The following is a 16,490-nucleotide window of genomic DNA, read 5'->3' on the forward strand; positions in this document are numbered from 1 at the left end:
TCAGTTTTCAGCCCGGTATAACATGTAGCATGAGCCAGCGCAGCACCTCAACGTCAACACCGTCACCGATTCTGACATCGACACAAGCTCCAGCACACGCACAAGCTCCAACAACAGTAACAGCACTGACCCACAGTGAGCTGACGCATCGCTATCAGCGTATTCTGGAGTCGATGTCTGAGGGGGTTTATGGCTTAAATGCTGCGGGCCATGCCACTTTTGTCAATCAGGCGGCCGAGCGTCTGACCGGCTGGAGCCAGGATGAAATCAAAGGCAAAAGCATTCATCCGTTTCACCATCACAGCCATGCCGATGGCAGCCATTACCCACAATCAGAGTGTCCGATCTATCACACCCTGCAAAGTGGCCAAACCGCACACAGTGATCAGGAAGTGTTCTGGCGCAAAGACGGCAGCTTCTTTGCCGTTGAATACTCCAGCACTGCCATTATCGACAATGGTGAAATTACCGGCGCGGTGGTGGTGTTTAAGGACATCAGCGAGCGACTGGAGCATCAGCGTTCGTTACAGGCGGCACTGGCACAGGTTGAACAGCTGCAACAGAAACTGCAGGCCGAAAACACCTATCTGCATCAGGCGCTGCGGGAACAGCAAGATCACCGCGACCTGATTGGCCAAAGCGATGCTATGCAAGCCCTGCAACACGCCATTGAACAAGTCGCGCCAACTCCCAGTTGTGTCTTGATTCAGGGGGAAAGCGGCACTGGTAAAGAACTGGTTGCCGAAGCACTACACCGACTCAGCCCGCGCGCCCAGCAGGCCATGGTGAAGGTCAATTGTGGTGCCATGGCCGATACCCTGCTTGAAAGTGAGCTGTTTGGTCATGAGCGTGGCGCCTTTACCAGCGCTCATCAACGCCGCATTGGTCGGTTTGAACAAGCCAATGGCAGCACCTTATTTCTGGATGAAGTGGCCGAGCTCAGCTCTGCCGCTCAGGTCAAACTGTTGCGGGTATTACAGGAAGGGGAAATCCAGCGTTTGGGCAGCAGCCAAACCATCAAGGTGGATGTACGGGTGATTGCCGCCACACACCGCAATCTGGAACAAATGGTGGCCGAGCGCGAATTCCGTGCTGACTTATATTTCCGCCTTAAGGTGTTTCCACTCACCATTGCGCCACTGCGCGAACGCAAGGCTGATATTCCGCTGCTGGTGCGGCATTTCTTACGTACTCTGGCACAGAAATTAGGCAAACGAGAACCTGAATTAAAACCGGCCACCCTGCAGGATTTAATGCACTACGACTGGCCCGGTAACGTTCGCGAACTGGGTAATGTGATTGAACATGCATTAATCGTCAGCCAACAACAGCTAACCATTCCCCAGCTACAAAACCCCAATCTGCACCCTGATCGCCAGCAAAAACCACTGCCGATGGCCGATGCCGAACGTGTGCATATTCAGCAGGCACTGCGTTATTGCGACGGTGTGATTGGTGGCAAAAACGGAGCGGCAGCCTTGCTGGGATTACCTGACTCGACCTTACGCTCACGCATGAAAAAGCTGGGTATTGTGCTGAAATAAGGCGCGACACGTCACAGGGCACGACATTTCAAGGAGCACGAAATATCGCGCCGATATATCACACATTTATATTTCCAACCAATACCAAAGCCCATGGTTATCGGCTTTCGGAGCTGGTACAGCAGTTGCCCTATCTGCAGTGATTAGATTGCAGTATGAGAGAGCAACATGTCTGATGTATTTCATTCCGAGGCATCGCAGCCTGATGTAGCCGCTGCCGCCAACCGCAGTGATTCTGCCGTAGACTGGCAGGCGCGCCGAATCGACGCCATTGAAGTAACGCCCCACCGGGTAAAAACCATGACAGGCCGTTTCCGCAACTGGCGTCGTGCCAGTACCTGGCCCTTGCTGTTGTTCTTCTTTTTGACGCCCTGGTTAAGCTGGGAGGGCAACCCGGCTATTCATTTCGATCTGGTGCAGAAAGAATTCCACCTGTGGAGCTGGGTATTGTGGCCGGAAGACCTGACCATCATTATCGGCCTGTTGGTTGGTGGTGCGTTTGCGCTGTTTTTTGTCTCCATGTATGCCGGTCGTCTCTGGTGTGGTTACGCCTGCCCACAAACCACCTGGACCTTTATGTTTATCTGGATTGAGGAAAAACTGGAGGGCTCACGCAATAAACGCCGTAAGCTGGATCAGGGCAAAGGCAGCCACAGTCAGAAACTGCGTCGTTTGCTGAAGTTTGTGATCTGGGGTCTGTTATCACTGGCAACGGCAGTCACGGCACTGGCGTATTTCTATCCCCTGGAAATCTGGCTGGCTGATCTGATGGCAGGCGACCTTTCTATGATGGCATTGGCCTGGGTCATTATTATTGGAGGCTTAACCTTTGTGAATGCCGGCTGGCTACGGGAAAAGTTCTGTACCGATGCCTGCCCTTACTCGCGTTTCCAGTCGGTTATGTTTGATTCATACACCCGCACTGTACGTTATGACGAAAAGCGCGGTGAACCCCGTGGCCGTCGCAACCCACATTCACACACGGGTGACTGTATTAACTGCGACATGTGTGTGCATGTTTGCCCGACCAATATTGATATTCGTGATGGCTTACAAATCGCTTGTGTCGACTGCGGTGCCTGTGTCGATGCCTGCGACCGGGTTATGGATAAAATTGGCAAGCCGCGTGGGCTGATCAGCTATGAACCGGAAATGCAGCGTTCTGCCGGACAACGCTGGCGTTTATGGGGTTATGGTATGGCTGTCACACTGACGGCGGTGCTCACCCTGATATCGGCACTGAATAATGATCCGCTGAGTGTCAGCATCCAGCGCGACCGCTTATCTCTGTATCAACTGACACCGAATGATACGGTCACCAATCGCTACATTCTCAGCCTGCATAATCGTACCGCAGAAGAAATGACAGTAAATATTCTCGATAACGATGTGCGTCTGGCGCAGTTGGTGATCAGCGCCGGTTCCCGGGCGGGTCAGACGATTAATATTGAACGTGAGTTATCGACCCCGTCAGGCAAGGTGCAGCTGACCCTGGAGTTTGAAGGCCAGCAACAAATTGTTGAGGTCAGTTATTCCAACCCTTACGCCAATCAGTTAGCTCTAAACTGACATGCCGTCTTTACTCTGGCTCCCACGTTCTGCGTGGGAGCCGTGCGTCATGAATAACCAACCAACAAAGGAACAAACGCAACCAGCATCAAGGCAATAAACAAGGTGACTAACGGCAGCAGAATTTTTTCATGCCGATACCAGAAATTATGCCCTTCCTGAGAAGCCAGCATCACCTCCTGTTCACCCACAACCTGCCGGGTTAATAAATGATTTAATGCCACTGGCGGTGTGAGATACCCCAACTCAAACGCCACCAGAGTGACCATCCAGAAGTGCACCGGATGAATACCACTGTCATAAGCAATGGTGGCAATGGTGGCGCTAACCAGAATCACCGCACCGTATGGGTCCATCACCATGCCAACCACCACCAGAATCGCCACCAGCAGTCCCATGGCCAGCCAGACAGAATCAAAGTGAGCGGGTACCAGATGCATCAGTTCAGCACGTTCCACCACACCACCAATGCTGACCGATAAGCCCATCAGCATTAACAAGGCACCGATATGCCCAGTGGTTTCGGTGGTGGCTTCACGGATGGTTTTTTCTAAGGAATCACGCCCGGCCACCAGGTCAGACAGACCTTTTTCACAGCGCTGTTCGACATAGTCGATGTTCATATTTTCACGCGCAAGAATGTCTTTTTCCTGAATTACCCGCTCGTATATCAGCACCACCAGCAATAACACAGGTAAAATAATCGGCGCAGAGAATTCATCCAGATAGGCATTTAATAACAAGGCATACAGCAGCAGAGTCACACCAATAATGACCACATACGGAATTAACGGCAGCAATGCCCGCTTAAATTCAGACCAGCTATCATCCGGCCACTGCCGTGTCAGCGAGGTTTGACTGGTCAGCATGGCAACGCCAGCAAATAATAACGTCGTCAGAAAAAAGACATTCACTCCCCAGCCAAATAACTGATCGGTGGTTACCTCATTATTAAGCGCGGCAATAATCACCACCAGCAGACATGGCCGTAGCACAACACCCAGCGAGCCTGACATTGCGGTTGCCGCTAATGCCAGCTGACGACGAGCTCCGGCACGGCGTAATTCGCTATAAATCAAACCACCCACGGCAATCACAAAAATACCGGACGCCCCGGTATAGGCGGTTGGAATCGCAGCCAGCCCAACCACCACCACAGCTAACAGCTCCGGCGGCAACTTAAACGGGCGAAAAACATTAAACACCACCTGAGCCAGTTGTGTACGCTTCAGCAACATACCAATCCAGACATACAGGCCAACATTCAGGAATAGCTGAGACAGCTCCATCATCTGCCCCAGATAAATGCCAATACCCGCACCGTGACCACTGGCAATAAAATAACTGCCTGAAATAATGCACATGGTGGCGTACAGAGGGACGGACAATTGTGCTTTCAGAAAATTGCCACCGGGTTTCGCGTCTTTCGGAATAAATAAAAACTGATACAGACTCAGCAGAAAAATAAAGGCAAAACCAATAATCCATAAATGATGCAGAATGCCATGTTCGGTACTGACATCCACACCGGATGAAAACGCTACATCACGAAAACGGTAAACCGAATAAAATAAAATACCGGAAGCAATTAATTGCGCCGCTGACGACACCCGATAATCCATCACCGTTATCATGGGTCGCAAGGCAATATGATGGCGACGAAACAGCGCGGTTAAACCACAAATAAGTACCAGCACAGCCAGCATAATACGCTGGGCACTCATGCCCATTTCACCAAACCGGGCAACGCCCAACTCAATACTGCGGAAAATTTCGACCCCCGGGGTGATGCGTTCCAGTGTTGTCTGATATTGCTGGTGCCGGGTTTCACACTGCTGTTGCGCCGCTACTAATGACTGGCGCATTGCATGTTCATCAACCGGTTCCGGCTCGAACAAATCCCATTCATCATCCGTCACCCCTGCCTGAGCAACCAGCGCAGCCAGCTGAGCATCGATATCCATGTGTTTGTCACAGCTGGGCTGCTGCGGATCAGAACGCAACATAAAATAGCCATCCCAGATATTTTCACCAACCTGTAATAACTGAGCGTGGAGCGCATGACTGGTATTCAGAATCACAACCAGCGTCAGTACTAAAAAGGCGGGCAAGGCTGCCAGCCATTCATACGCGCTGCGATTACCAAGGCGAAGTGCCTGATCCATAGTGAGAATCCTGTTGTATTTTTTATTCTTTTTTATTTTTGTTGTTATTTTTTATTGTCGCTATTCCTCAGCGAAGTATCCGTTGTTATTCAAGCTTCTCTACACATTCAGCATTGGCCGGATTTTCACGACAGCGCAATTTACGCAGAATTTTCAGCATGGTCGGGTGATAGATGCCTTCTTCCCGTAATGCCAAACGCACGTCACGCAACATCAGGTTGTATTTATCAATATCGGCCGGAGCAAGGTCAACCCAGTATTGATCCGGTATTTCTGCAGTTGCCTGATCCACCTGCTCCACCACATTGTCGTAGATACCCGCAACAAACTGACGTGATTGAATGCCAAACTCCGGTGCAAAACGCTCCTTGTGGACCACAATCTGAAAATCCAGATACGCCAGATTAAAACGTAAAATGCCACCCTGTTGCTGCATGCCTTTGTAGAGCTCTAACGGCTTGTAAGCAACTGCCGGGGCATAGGCCACATCAACACTGCCATTATTAAATTTTCCGGAAAAATTAGCGGAATTCGACGGTACCATTGAAGCACCAACATGACGCACCAGACGCTTGGAGGGCTCATCGTAATCGATGGTTGCCACTCGTTTTCCGGACATGGCTTCTACGCTGTTAATACGGCGATCACGTAAAAATAAATAGATTGGCCCGGCAGGCATCAGGCCCACCACTTCGTAGCGGCCTTCCGACATGTATTTCGCAGCTTTGGGCGATGCCAGCATCTTAACCAGGCTGCGCATCACGGTTTCACTGGGAATTGCACCAATGGCTTCAATGGTTGATGCAAAGCGATTAAAAGGTCGCGCACGGGCACCCGTCATCACCACGGCGTCACACTGGCCTGCCTTAAAATCATCGGAGGCAATTTTTTCATCCGGGTAGGCTCGCAAGGAAAAATCATAACCCCAGTTCAGCGCTTCCGTCGCATAATCTTTCGCCATGCCATATAAAGCACCATTACTGCCCAGTGGATCAAAAACACATAAGGCGCGTTTCTCGCTAACTTTGTCACTCAGAGCAGCCTGAGCCACTGAGCTGCACAGTGTCGTTAACAGCAAGGCGAGCAAAAAACTAAAATACTGGGTTAAATAACGCATTATTCATCCCCCAGTAAGTCATCAATATCCAGTGCCGCAGCCTGATCGTCGTCATCGTCCCAGAAGGTTCCCAGTCCACCAATCGGCGTACGTGAGCCGGTAGCCTCCGTCCATAATCGATCAGAAATCGCCAAAATCTGGCGCGTTGCCGTAATATCCATCATGCGGAATTGGGCATTGCTGGGAGTGGTATTAATCGAGCGTACATGACGACGAATGGCATCGCGCAGCTTCTGATGTTCATCACGACCATCAGCAACCGTTACTTCAATGGCATGGACTAAACGTACTCCGACTGCTGAGGCAATATCGCTGGCCTGCTGCATGTCTTTCCAGGCCTGAACCGCTTGTGGATCTTCAGCTCTGGGCAACATAATGCCCACTGCGGCATTAATGGCTTGAGGAACACCCCACCAACGCTGATTATCCAAACACTGAATACCACGCACAGACTGCATGGCGATGTTCTGCGGCACATCCACCTGCCCTTGCGAGCGAACGTCACTCATCACGGCCTGAAAGCCGGATAAAATCCCCATCATCCAGAACAGTTCTTCGTCTTCATCCAGCTCCGGGCACTCATTCCCCACCTCTCTCGCCACATCGTCGCCTTCAACAAAAGCCGCCAACATATGCTGATAGGCTTTGTATTGACGATTGGCCGCCAGCGCATACTCTCGCTTCTCACGAATACGGGCATCTTTTGCTTCGCTGACGTTTTTGGCTTTTAACGCCCGCAGGTAAGTCAGTGCATGCTCGCGGGCACGTTCTTCGGCACAGGCACCAGCCATCATATGCATAGCGATGGCCTGACGATCTGGCGTATAGGCCACCTCACTGAACGATAACAAAGCGCCAGTCATGCTTTCCGATAAGGCGCACGCCATTTGTGGATCATCGCCTTTCAGGCTGTAGGGAATGGCATAATCTTCGGTGTAATCGTAGGCGAACCAGCCAGTGGTTTGATAAATGGTGCTACAACCAGAGAGAAAGATCAGCGCGTGCAAAAGCAGCGTAAAACGCAACAGAGAGAACATACGGGCCCCAATTTTGGTGAGTCTTTTTTATTGTTATAAGGAATTGCAAAGCAACGAAAGAGAGTATGACCAGGCCGGTCAGATAAAAAGGTGCATATCCGCCAAAGCCCGGTCAGCACTGAAAATACAATGGTCTCCGATAGTATTTCGAAAACTCAGGCACTATGCCTGCGAAGCCTGCGTCAGTGCTTTGGAAATCCACTGATTAATACTCTGCCCTTTAACTTGCGCAGCCGCAGCAATATTAGCGTGTAATTCCGGGGGAATGCGCAGCATCAGCTTGCCGGAATACGGCTTCTGCGGCTCTTTACCAATGACAGAGCAGGTCTCAAGGTAGTCTTCAACGGCTTCATAAAACGCTTTTTTCAGCTCATCGACGGACTCTCCATGAAAGCCAACACGATCCCGGATGCCAACAACATGCCCGATAAAGCAGCCATCGTTGTCACTGTATTCAATGCTGGCAGAGTAGCCTTTGTACACCATAGTGTTCATGGTTTAACTCCTATACGGCTGAGGAAGTCACGAGCATCTTTAACCTGATAAGGCTTAGCTTCTTTATTCGGGTGTGGTCGATGGAAAGTCGCTATTTCTCCATCTTTGTGAAACCTAACCCGAGAGCCTCTTCCTTCGATCACTTCCGCTCCCGCAGCTATTAACAAAGCTTCGATAGCCTTCCATTCCAGTTGCTTATGTACCGGATCACGGTATACCGCAGCCAATGTCGCTTTGTGTTTACTGTTCATCGCTGACATCACTTCCTTTTGATATCAAAAAATGATACTACCCTTTCAGCAAGGATGACAATACCTCTTTGACTTGCTCCATTCCGCCATTTAACACGGCCCGGATTTCATCCATAGTAATTTCACCGTCGGCCTTACCCGCTGCCGGATTCACCACTAAGCAGACGCTGGCATAAGGGATGCCCAGCTCACGAGCTAACGCCGCTTCCGGCATACCTGTCATGCCCACTAAGTCGCAGCCATCACGCTCCATGCGAGAGATTTCTGCAATAGTCTCCAACCGTGGCCCTTGTGTGGCACCATAAACACAGGTTGGCGATACTACTAGATTTGATTCGTTAGCTGCCGCCAGCAACAACTGGCGTAAGGTTTCATCATACGGATGAGTCAGGTCAATATGATCCAGCGGCTTAAACTCACCATCAAAATAAGTGCTTTCACGGCCCCAGGTATAATCAATCACCTGATGAGGCAGAGCGATATGGCCGGATACCATGGCCGGAGTAATGCCCCCTACCGCATTCACAGCCACCATGGCATCCACACCACATTGTTGCAGCGCCAGTAAATTTGCCCGGTAATTAATTTTATGGGGCGGAACCGAATGTGGGTGACCATGGCGCGCCAGGAACACAATATCCCGGCCATGCCAGCGGCCTTCGGTAACCTTACCGGAGGTAGGCCCTAATGGTGTTTCGATGACTCGCTCAGAATCAATCTCCAGTTCATTAAGCTGGGTCAGTCCGGTGCCACCAATAATGGCAATTTTATTAAAGTTCATAACATCACGCTGGATAAAATCGTTTGCTGAATGGCTTGTCGCCGCTGTTGTACTGCCGGGGTTAACGACGGTTTTGGTGGAATTAACCCGGATAAATTTAAATGGGTTAATGTCGGCTGCTGAGCCATTATTTGTTTTACGGTTGCTACCACTTCGATGGCGGCGTCACGATTATTACAGGCCAGTAATGCATTACAACCAGCATGAATGGCTTTCTGGCTGCGCTCGCCATAACCACCGGCGGCGGCGGCTCCGGCCATCGACAGGTCATCACTGAAAATCAGCCCATCAAACGCCAGCTGCTGACGTAATATCGTTTGCAGCCAGAGAGCTGAAAAGCCTGCCGTATGATGCGGGTCTACCGCTGGATAACGAACATGCGCAGGCATAATACCAACCAGCTTATTGGCTTTAATCAGCTCGGCAAACGGCTGCATATCATAATCCAGCTCAGAGCGCGGGCGATCATCAATCGGCAGTTCCAGATGCGAATCAGCCACCACGGCACCATGGCCGGGAAAATGTTTACCAACCGCCGCCATACCAGCGGACGACATGCCATCAATATACGCACCGGCCAGCAAACTCACGGTTTGTGCGTCGTGACCAAAGGCACGGTCACCAATCACCTGCGAGCAATCGCGCTCAATATCCAACACTGGGGCATAACTCAGATGCACTCCGTACTCTGTTAATTCACTGGCCATCAACCAACCAAGATCCTGCGCCAGTGTCAGCGTCTGTTGCGGCTGTTCCTGATACAGCGACTCTAGTGTCAGCATGGCTGGCAGTCGGGTAAAACCTTCTCGAAAGCGTTGTACCCGCCCGCCTTCCTGATCCACTGAAATCAATAAATCCGGACGCAATTCATGAATGGCTTGAGTCAGAGCGGCGAGCTGTTCAGGCGAAGTAAAATTGCGCGAAAACAGGATAATCCCAGCGATTTCCGGTTGCTGCAGAAATTGCTGATCTTGTGGGGTTAATTGCGTGCCTGCAATATCTGCAATCACACCAATCTGATTTAAATAATTCATTCGCAGCCTATACCATCAGCCAATATTCATGCAGGGAATTCGGGAAAAGCTATGCGGCTGAATCCACACTTGCACTCCCGGCTCAATCAGATCAAATAATTCCATCACATCGCGGTTGCGCATACGGATACAACCATGGGATTGTGCCTGTCCCATGGGTTCGCTGTCGGGAGTGCCATGGATATAAATATAACGACGCATTGAATCCACATTACCCATACGGTTACGGCCCATTTCTAACCCCTGCAGCCAGAGGATACGGGTTAAAATCCAGTCGCGTTGTGGATAGCGTTCAGCCAGCTCCGTAGAATAAATTTCTGCGGTTGGACGACGGCCAATAAACACGGCATTTTCTGGTTGCTCAGCGCCAATTTTAGCCACAACCCGATGCCAGCCGCGCGGCGTTTTGCCACTGCCGGATTGTTCACCGGCACCGTTCAGTGCGGTTGATATGGAATAAAGATGGCAGATCCCTGCCGTAGAAATCCGTAATGCCTGATCAGCAATGGATATTTCGATCAGATTATTGGCCATGAAGGTTGTTACAGCTCTGATAGGACAAAGCGAAGAGCTTATCAGAGCTGCCAGTCGCAAAACAATATGAGACTTATCAGCACTTGGAGCGGCAATTCAGTTATGCCTGAAAACCCGCTCCCAGGAATGGAATCAGCTTGCTGAATAATTCACCAATATCGGCATCAATGCCAAACTCATGCTCGGCCATAGCCATCAGAGCATCGGCGCCCGACAAGGTAAAAACAGTGGCACCGAGCATAAAGTGAATGCGCCAGAAGCGATCTTCATTGGTTAACTGAGGCGAAGCAGCGGTTACCAGCGCCATATAACGATTAAAGACGGTACCGTATTCCTGCTTCAGAAATTTGCGTACATGGCCCTGGCCCTGATTATAAGCCAGCCCCAGCAAACGCATAAAAATGCCTAAACGGTGACGATGATTGTCATCCAGCTCGGTCTTATTATCACTCTGCAGTGCCGTGGTCGGTAGCAGCATCAGCACCTTGTTCAGATCCGGTATTTCACCGCTCAGCTGCTTCTCGAAGTCATCCAACGTCGCTTCCAGCTGCTGACAAAAGGCATTCAGAAAACGGGCAAATACTGCCTGAATCAGCTCTTTTTTTGAACCAAAGTGGTAATTCACCGCCGCCAGATTCACCCCCGCTTTGGTGGTGATATTGCGTAACGAAGTCTCAGCGAAACCTTTTTCTGAAAACAACTCTTCAGCGGCATTCAGAATGGCTTTTGCCGTTTCTTTATTTGCCATACAAACCAGACTCCTGAACCTTAGCGGCAGATACAAAACAAGTGTTTCAAACATACGTTTAAAACACCTTGAACGCAAGCACTGCAGCGACTCTCTGTTGCTTAATATAGCCTGCCCAGAGATCGGGGAACCCGGTTAGGCATGTTCTGTTCACACACTGATAATTTTTTATACAGGGGTTTACACAGTAAAAAATACTGTATACATTTACAGTCACTGTATGGATTACCAGTTTGGATAAATATCATGATCAAGCTGACCGCGCGTCAACAACAGGTGCTCGATTGCATCAAAGCATCTCTGGAAGAAACCGGCTTTCCACCGACTCGGGCAGAAATTGCCAACGAACTGGGATTCCGTTCTCCGAACGCAGCCGAAGAACATCTGAAAGCACTGGCCCGTAAAGGTGCAATTGAAATGATGGCTGGCGCATCCCGCGGCATTCGTATCGTCGAAGAAAGCAATCCGGGCCTGCCCATTGTTGGCCGGGTAGCCGCCGGAGAGCCGATTCTGGCTCAGGAACATATTGCCGATTATTGTGAGATCCCACCCAGCTTCTTTAAACCAGAAGCTGATTACCTGCTGGAAGTTCAGGGGGACTCAATGATGGAAATGGGCATTCTGGATGGTGACTACATTGCTGTACACCGGATGGACACTGCACGTAACGGTGAAGTTGTGGTTGCCCGGGTCGACAATGAAGTGACCGTTAAACGCTACGAGAAAAAGCGTAATAAGGTAACGCTTTATCCGGAAAATAAAGACTACAGCCCGATTGAAGTGGATTTAAAAGAATCCGATTTTGCCATCGAAGGCTTATACGTTGGTGTATTACGTCGCAACTAATTATTAATCAGAAATTGTTTTCAGCATTCAGGGTGAAGTTATGCGTCAGTTAACTCTAGGAATGGAACCGCTTGGCATGGAACAAGGTGGCCTGACACTCAGCAGCACAACACTGCGTAGCCCACAGGTCAACAGTGGCAGTCTGACGGAGATGATTCTGACCGAAGGCAGTGCCATTCAGCCAATGCACCTGCTGCCTCTGTTAGCCCAGTGTTCAGCACAACAGCGCTGGCTGATGTGGCTCAGCCCGGAAATGCCAATGAACAAACATTACCTCGACAGTCTGGGATTACAGAACTCACCGGTGATTCATCTGGATGTGTGTCAGGACACACAGAAAACTCTGATCGAAAAAGCGCTGGAAGCAGCCAACAGCCATCTGATTATTGAATGGCAGGGAAAGCTTGAAGAAGCACAACGCCGGGACATTGAGCAACGTGCCAACTTATCAGGAAGCCATGTGATTGTGATTCAGCGTCGTTGATACTGAAACCTGACGACAAACCAATAAAAAAGCCTTGTGGGTCTATTCACGAATGAATGATACTCACAAGGCTTTTTTATTAATCTGATAAACAATTAATGCAGCTGGTTATGATATTCCGGCTGAGAGAAGTCATCACGTTCGACTTCCATGCCCGATAACTCACCCACTTTGCGAACACCCGCTTCAATCATAACCCGCGCGATATCCATATGATGAGCCTGCAAACTTGCTTTTGCATCATCAGAAAAATGAATACTCACCAGCGCTTCGCCTTCTTGTTCGTCTGCACGACGCAAGGCGATATCACCATTCGATAACTCTACAATTTCAAAAAAGCGTGCCATATCCGCCTCTCGTTTCAGGGCGCGGAAGTGTAACACAGCGGTCATCTAATAGGAGGGGGAATTCAACAGAAAATCGGAGTTTTTCATCTGTCAGAGGTGACTCAAAACAGCTCTGAAAAATACGCTGTAATCGACGCCAGCGGTGCAGTTAAAGGCCGTTTAACTTTCTTGTCGATTTTCTCTTTGCAGATCAATCAGTTGCGATAACTGACCATGCCAGTACGCCGTTTGTGGCTCACTCGTATCGAGTAAATTAATCATTCCCGGCTGTACGGTACGCGGAACCTGACTATCCAGCGCATCAGCGTTACCTGCAGCAACACATGCCGTCAGCATGGCTGACAGCCAGGAAAAACTGTCATTTTCCAGCTGTTCAAACTCCCGCATTTCCCCGGTAATTAATGGGGTTAAGGACAGGAGTTCGTGCAACGAGGTAAACGGCTGACGAAAATTCGCCAGCTCCGCCAATTCATGCAGATACGACTGGTAAGCATCACGTAATAGGTACAGAGCACTGTCGTGCAATGCCTGCTGCAATACCACAGGGTTGCTGGTTTGTTCCGCTTGCTGCAGTAACAACCGACTCTGGTACAACTTATGATTAGTAAAACTTAACCAGCTTGCCATATCTGTTTTAACCTTGATTACCTCAATAACTCAACGACTTTGATAGCGTTAATAACGTCGCTGCTCAGCTCCAGAAATAGGGCTTTAAAAATCGAGCTTCAGACCAACATGCAGGCCGTCGCCTAATTCAACACGATCGCTCACGTCTTCAATCTTGATACCGGTATAACGGTAACCGGCATAAACGCGCGCGGTTGGAATCAGGCTGTACTGAATACGCACATCGCTATCAAACAGGTTATCAGCATCAGCGAAAGAAATAACCGACGGTGCATAATAGGCATAACCCGCTACGCTGACTTCCGGTACACCCGGCAGGCGGTAACGGAAGAAGCCACCCAGACCAATTGCAGCACCACTGGCGTCGTCGCCATCTTCATCCGCTTCATCAGCGCTGAAACCATATAGCTTACCACCAACACCAATGTATAAATCCGGATCTTCATTACGCACGTCAACCACATGCAGACCCACAGAACCAATATTGCCATCGTCGGTATGGTGCAGAAAGTCAGCACTCACATGCATACCCGAACCCACTTTGGTCGCGTCGTAACCAACACGGGCCATTTCATTGGCAATACTCAAATCCAGAGAGCCACCTGCGTGTGCAGCTGCCGAGGTAGCCACTAATGAAGCCAGTGCCAGTTTTTTCAGTTGAGACATATCATTCCCCAATTTTTTCAACACAACGTCCGTTTTAGCGGCCGCTTTTTATTGCTACGCATCATAACAGCGCAGCTATTAAGACGAAACTACGAGTCTGAAGCGGAATTAAAAGAATCGTAAAACGGACTATTCCAGTCGTTTTATTCCAGCCGCTCGTCCACTTACCCATTACCATTCATAAAAAAATCCCCCGCTTTTAATAAAAACGAGGGATTTCAGTAGTTACTGCTTGGTCTGAGCTAATACATCTGATGCTTACTTCATCAGATCCAGCAGCAGTTTATTCAGCTTAGCAACATAGTCACCCGGTTGTTTCAGCTGGCTGCCTTCGGCCAACTGCGCCTGAGCATGAATAATCTGAGTCAGTTCGTTGAAACGATCTTCATCCTGCTCGCTGTCTAAACGCTCGATTAACGGATGGGTTGGATTCACTTCCAGTGCTACTTCCGCTTCTGGCATTTGCTGGCCAGCCGCTTCCATCATACGACGCATATGGCCGCCCATATCGTACTGACCAACCACCAGACAGGCCGGAGAATCGGTCAGGCGAGACGTCACACGTACTTCTTTTACTTCACCTTCCAAGGCTTTTTGCAGGCGCTCAACCAGATCTTTATGGGTTTCTTCCAGCTCTTTTTGTTGAGTCTTTTCAGTCTCATCCGCCAGCTCATCCAGATCCAGTTCGCCTTTGGTCACATCCTGGAACACTTTGCTGTCGAAGTCGGTCAGATGGCTAACCATCCACTCGTCAACACGGTCGGTTAACAGCAGTACTTCAACACCTTTGTTTTTGAAGTATTCCAGATGTGGACTGGTGGATGCCGCTGCGTGGTTATCGCCGGTGATGAAATAAATCTTCTTCTGGCCTTCACGCATACGCGCCACATAGTCTTCCAGACCAACCGTTTGAGCATCACCGTCACTTTGGGTAGTAGCAAAACGGAATAGCTTGGCGATTTTTTCTTTGTTGGCGAAATCTTCAGCCGGGCCTTCTTTTAACACTTCACCAAACTGGCTCCAGAATTCCTGATACTGTTCCGGCTCTTTTTTCGCCATCTTGCTCAGGGTATCCAGTACACGCTTCACCAGTGCGCTGCGCATGGAGTCTACTTGCTTATCTTGCTGCAGAATTTCACGCGAAACGTTTAGCGACAGGTCGTTGGAATCCAACACACCTTTGACAAAACGCAGGTACATCGGCAGGAACTGCTCAGCGTCATCCATAATAAAGACGCGCTGTACGTACAATTTCAGGCCACGTGTTGCTTCACGATTCCACATATCAAACGGTGCTTTGGCCGGAATATACAGCAGGCTGGTGTAATCCAGTTTGCCTTCCACCCGGTTGTGCATCCAGGTCAGTGGCTCATTCCAGTCGTGAGAAATGTGCTTGTAGAATTCTTTGTAGTCTTCGTCTTTCAGATCCGACTTAGAGACGGTCCACAGCGCTTTGGCTTCGTTAACCGCTTCAGGAACCTGCTTATTCTCACCGTCTTCATCTTCAGAAGACACTTCTTGTGGCAGGAATACCGGAACAGCGATGTGATCCGAATATTTTTTAATCAGAGAACGCAGGCGGAAGTTATCGGCAAATTCTTCTTCACCGTCTTTCAGGTGCAGGGTGATACGGGTACCACGGTCGGCTTTTTCGATGGTTTCTAACGTGAAATCACCTTCACCAGCGGATTCCCAGCGAGTTGCATTCGCTGCAGCTTCACCAGCACGACGAGTCTCAACCGTCACTTTGTCAGCCACGATAAATGCGGAGTAGAAGCCCACACCAAATTGGCCAATTAATTGCGAATCTTTTGCCTGGTCACCACTCAGCTGACTCAGGAATTCAGCGGTACCGGATTTGGCAATGGTCCCCAGGTGATTCACTACATCGTCGCGGTTCATACCAATACCATTGTCTTCAATGGTGACGGTTTTGGCATCCGCATCAAAATCAATATGAACGGCTAATTCGCTGTTGCCTTCGTACAGGCCATCATTCTGCAGTGCTTCAAAACGTAACTTGTCGCAGGCATCCGAAGCATTGGATACCAGCTCACGCAGGAAGATCTCTTTGTTGGAGTACAAAGAGTGAATCATCAGGTGTAATAACTGCTTTACTTCAGTTTTAAAGCCCAGTGTTTCTTTACTGGCTGTCGTCATGCTTTTCTCCTTAATCGCTCAATCAATCAGCAGACATCGAATTTCAATCAACGCAGCGCTGCAGCACACTTAGCCTTTTAGCCTA

The 16,490-nt window shown here is 49.7% G+C and carries 17 protein-coding genes; 4 read left to right on the forward strand and 13 right to left on the reverse strand.

Annotated features, from left to right (window positions below; all coding sequences use genetic code 11):
* The first annotated feature begins 29 nt into the window (after positions 1 to 29).
* Together ACO05E_RS01320 and ccoG are read left to right on the forward strand one after the other, a co-directional pair.
* The gene (locus ACO05E_RS01320) at positions 30 to 1,544 is read left to right on the forward strand and encodes a sigma-54 interaction domain-containing protein (RefSeq protein WP_419811205.1); all 1,515 of its coding nucleotides are present in this window, start codon (positions 30 to 32) and stop codon (positions 1,542 to 1,544) included.
* A 168-nt stretch (positions 1,545 to 1,712) separates the two neighbouring features.
* A complete protein-coding gene (ccoG, locus tag ACO05E_RS01325) occupies positions 1,713 to 3,113 on the forward strand; it encodes a cytochrome c oxidase accessory protein CcoG (protein ID WP_419811206.1) in 1,401 nt (466 codons plus the stop codon).
* 47 nt (positions 3,114 to 3,160) lie between these two features.
* Here the strand turns inward: ccoG and ACO05E_RS01330 are convergent, their stop codons facing one another.
* From ACO05E_RS01330 to ACO05E_RS01370, 9 genes are all read right to left on the reverse strand, one after another.
* Positions 3,161 to 5,278, reverse strand: coding sequence for a TRAP transporter large permease subunit (locus ACO05E_RS01330; protein ID WP_419811207.1), 2,118 nt, complete (start codon positions 5,276 to 5,278; stop codon positions 3,161 to 3,163).
* 85 nt (positions 5,279 to 5,363) lie between these two features.
* The gene (locus ACO05E_RS01335) at positions 5,364 to 6,395 is read right to left on the reverse strand and encodes a putative solute-binding protein (RefSeq protein WP_419811208.1); all 1,032 of its coding nucleotides are present in this window, start codon (positions 6,393 to 6,395) and stop codon (positions 5,364 to 5,366) included.
* Positions 6,395 to 7,432 carry a hypothetical protein gene (locus ACO05E_RS01340; protein WP_419811209.1) on the reverse strand — a complete coding sequence of 346 codons (1,038 nt, stop codon included), beginning with the start codon at positions 7,430 to 7,432 and terminating at the stop codon, positions 6,395 to 6,397. The genes ACO05E_RS01335 and ACO05E_RS01340 overlap by 1 nt, the downstream gene beginning before the upstream one ends.
* A 162-nt stretch (positions 7,433 to 7,594) precedes the next feature.
* Entirely contained in the window at positions 7,595 to 7,927 is a 333-nt protein-coding gene (locus ACO05E_RS01345) for a type II toxin-antitoxin system HicB family antitoxin (protein ID WP_419811210.1), read from the reverse strand.
* Complete coding sequence (locus ACO05E_RS01350; protein ID WP_419811211.1) at positions 7,924 to 8,178, reverse strand: type II toxin-antitoxin system HicA family toxin; 255 nt, start codon at positions 8,176 to 8,178, stop codon at positions 7,924 to 7,926. Before ACO05E_RS01350 ends, ACO05E_RS01345 begins: the two co-directional genes overlap by 4 nt.
* 37 nt (positions 8,179 to 8,215) lie before the next feature.
* Entirely contained in the window at positions 8,216 to 8,959 is a 744-nt protein-coding gene (locus ACO05E_RS01355) for an S-methyl-5'-thioinosine phosphorylase (protein ID WP_419811212.1), read from the reverse strand.
* Positions 8,956 to 9,993 carry a beta-N-acetylhexosaminidase gene (nagZ, locus tag ACO05E_RS01360; protein WP_419811213.1) on the reverse strand — a complete coding sequence of 346 codons (1,038 nt, stop codon included), beginning with the start codon at positions 9,991 to 9,993 and terminating at the stop codon, positions 8,956 to 8,958. Before nagZ ends, ACO05E_RS01355 begins: the two co-directional genes overlap by 4 nt.
* 15 nt (positions 9,994 to 10,008) lie before the next feature.
* On the reverse strand, positions 10,009 to 10,527 hold the full coding sequence (locus ACO05E_RS01365; protein ID WP_419811214.1) for a L,D-transpeptidase family protein: 519 nt from the start codon (positions 10,525 to 10,527) through the stop codon (positions 10,009 to 10,011).
* A gap of 100 nt (positions 10,528 to 10,627) precedes the next feature.
* Positions 10,628 to 11,275, reverse strand: a complete 648-nt coding sequence (locus tag ACO05E_RS01370; protein ID WP_419811215.1) for a TetR/AcrR family transcriptional regulator — start codon at positions 11,273 to 11,275, stop codon at positions 10,628 to 10,630.
* 246 nt (positions 11,276 to 11,521) lie between these two features.
* Here ACO05E_RS01370 and lexA point away from each other — a divergent pair, with 246 nt between their 5' ends.
* Together lexA and ACO05E_RS01380 are read left to right on the forward strand one after the other, a co-directional pair.
* Complete coding sequence (lexA, locus tag ACO05E_RS01375) at positions 11,522 to 12,121, forward strand: transcriptional repressor LexA (protein WP_419811216.1); 600 nt, start codon at positions 11,522 to 11,524, stop codon at positions 12,119 to 12,121.
* A gap of 40 nt (positions 12,122 to 12,161) precedes the next feature.
* On the forward strand, positions 12,162 to 12,605 hold the full coding sequence (locus ACO05E_RS01380) for a SulA-like leucine-rich domain-containing protein (RefSeq protein ID WP_419811217.1): 444 nt from the start codon (positions 12,162 to 12,164) through the stop codon (positions 12,603 to 12,605).
* A gap of 95 nt (positions 12,606 to 12,700) precedes the next feature.
* On the opposite strand, the gene ACO05E_RS01385 is transcribed toward ACO05E_RS01380, so the two are convergent.
* The 4 genes from ACO05E_RS01385 to htpG all read right to left on the reverse strand — a co-directional run bounded on the left by ACO05E_RS01385 (position 12,701) and on the right by htpG (position 16,405).
* Positions 12,701 to 12,952, reverse strand: a complete 252-nt coding sequence (locus tag ACO05E_RS01385; RefSeq protein WP_419811218.1) for a hypothetical protein — start codon at positions 12,950 to 12,952, stop codon at positions 12,701 to 12,703.
* A 159-nt stretch (positions 12,953 to 13,111) separates the two neighbouring features.
* Positions 13,112 to 13,579: a DUF6586 family protein gene (locus ACO05E_RS01390; protein WP_419811219.1), complete on the reverse strand. Its 468-nt coding sequence runs from the start codon at positions 13,577 to 13,579 to the stop codon at positions 13,112 to 13,114.
* An 84-nt stretch (positions 13,580 to 13,663) separates the two neighbouring features.
* Entirely contained in the window at positions 13,664 to 14,245 is a 582-nt protein-coding gene (locus ACO05E_RS01395) for a YfaZ family outer membrane protein (RefSeq protein WP_419811220.1), read from the reverse strand.
* A 258-nt stretch (positions 14,246 to 14,503) separates the two neighbouring features.
* Positions 14,504 to 16,405 (reverse strand): molecular chaperone HtpG, encoded by a 1,902-nt coding sequence (htpG, locus tag ACO05E_RS01400; protein ID WP_419811221.1) that lies wholly within the window; start codon positions 16,403 to 16,405, stop codon positions 14,504 to 14,506.
* Between the last annotated feature and the right edge of the window lie 85 nt (positions 16,406 to 16,490).

The organism is Bacterioplanoides sp., assembly GCF_965226395.1.
Classification (GTDB): Bacteria; Pseudomonadota; Gammaproteobacteria; order Pseudomonadales; family Oceanobacteraceae; genus Bacterioplanoides.

Coding starts and splice junctions, on each gene's coding strand:
- ACO05E_RS01335 (WP_419811208.1), bottom strand. CDS start 6,395: ATGCGTTATTTAACCCAGTATTTTAGTTTTTTGCTCGCCTTGCTGTTA.
- ACO05E_RS01320 (WP_419811205.1), top strand. CDS start 30: ATGAGCCAGCGCAGCACCTCAACGTCAACACCGTCACCGATTCTGACA.
- ACO05E_RS01345 (WP_419811210.1), bottom strand. CDS start 7,927: ATGAACACTATGGTGTACAAAGGCTACTCTGCCAGCATTGAATACAGT.
- ACO05E_RS01385 (WP_419811218.1), bottom strand. CDS start 12,952: ATGGCACGCTTTTTTGAAATTGTAGAGTTATCGAATGGTGATATCGCC.
- lexA (WP_419811216.1), top strand. CDS start 11,522: ATGATCAAGCTGACCGCGCGTCAACAACAGGTGCTCGATTGCATCAAA.
- ACO05E_RS01355 (WP_419811212.1), bottom strand. CDS start 8,959: ATGAACTTTAATAAAATTGCCATTATTGGTGGCACCGGACTGACCCAG.
- ACO05E_RS01395 (WP_419811220.1), bottom strand. CDS start 14,245: ATGTCTCAACTGAAAAAACTGGCACTGGCTTCATTAGTGGCTACCTCG.
- ACO05E_RS01390 (WP_419811219.1), bottom strand. CDS start 13,579: ATGGCAAGCTGGTTAAGTTTTACTAATCATAAGTTGTACCAGAGTCGG.
- nagZ (WP_419811213.1), bottom strand. CDS start 9,993: ATGAATTATTTAAATCAGATTGGTGTGATTGCAGATATTGCAGGCACG.
- ACO05E_RS01365 (WP_419811214.1), bottom strand. CDS start 10,527: ATGGCCAATAATCTGATCGAAATATCCATTGCTGATCAGGCATTACGG.
- ACO05E_RS01330 (WP_419811207.1), bottom strand. CDS start 5,278: ATGGATCAGGCACTTCGCCTTGGTAATCGCAGCGCGTATGAATGGCTG.
- ACO05E_RS01340 (WP_419811209.1), bottom strand. CDS start 7,432: ATGTTCTCTCTGTTGCGTTTTACGCTGCTTTTGCACGCGCTGATCTTT.
- ccoG (WP_419811206.1), top strand. CDS start 1,713: ATGTCTGATGTATTTCATTCCGAGGCATCGCAGCCTGATGTAGCCGCT.
- ACO05E_RS01350 (WP_419811211.1), bottom strand. CDS start 8,178: ATGAACAGTAAACACAAAGCGACATTGGCTGCGGTATACCGTGATCCG.
- ACO05E_RS01380 (WP_419811217.1), top strand. CDS start 12,162: ATGCGTCAGTTAACTCTAGGAATGGAACCGCTTGGCATGGAACAAGGT.
- ACO05E_RS01370 (WP_419811215.1), bottom strand. CDS start 11,275: ATGGCAAATAAAGAAACGGCAAAAGCCATTCTGAATGCCGCTGAAGAG.
- htpG (WP_419811221.1), bottom strand. CDS start 16,405: ATGACGACAGCCAGTAAAGAAACACTGGGCTTTAAAACTGAAGTAAAG.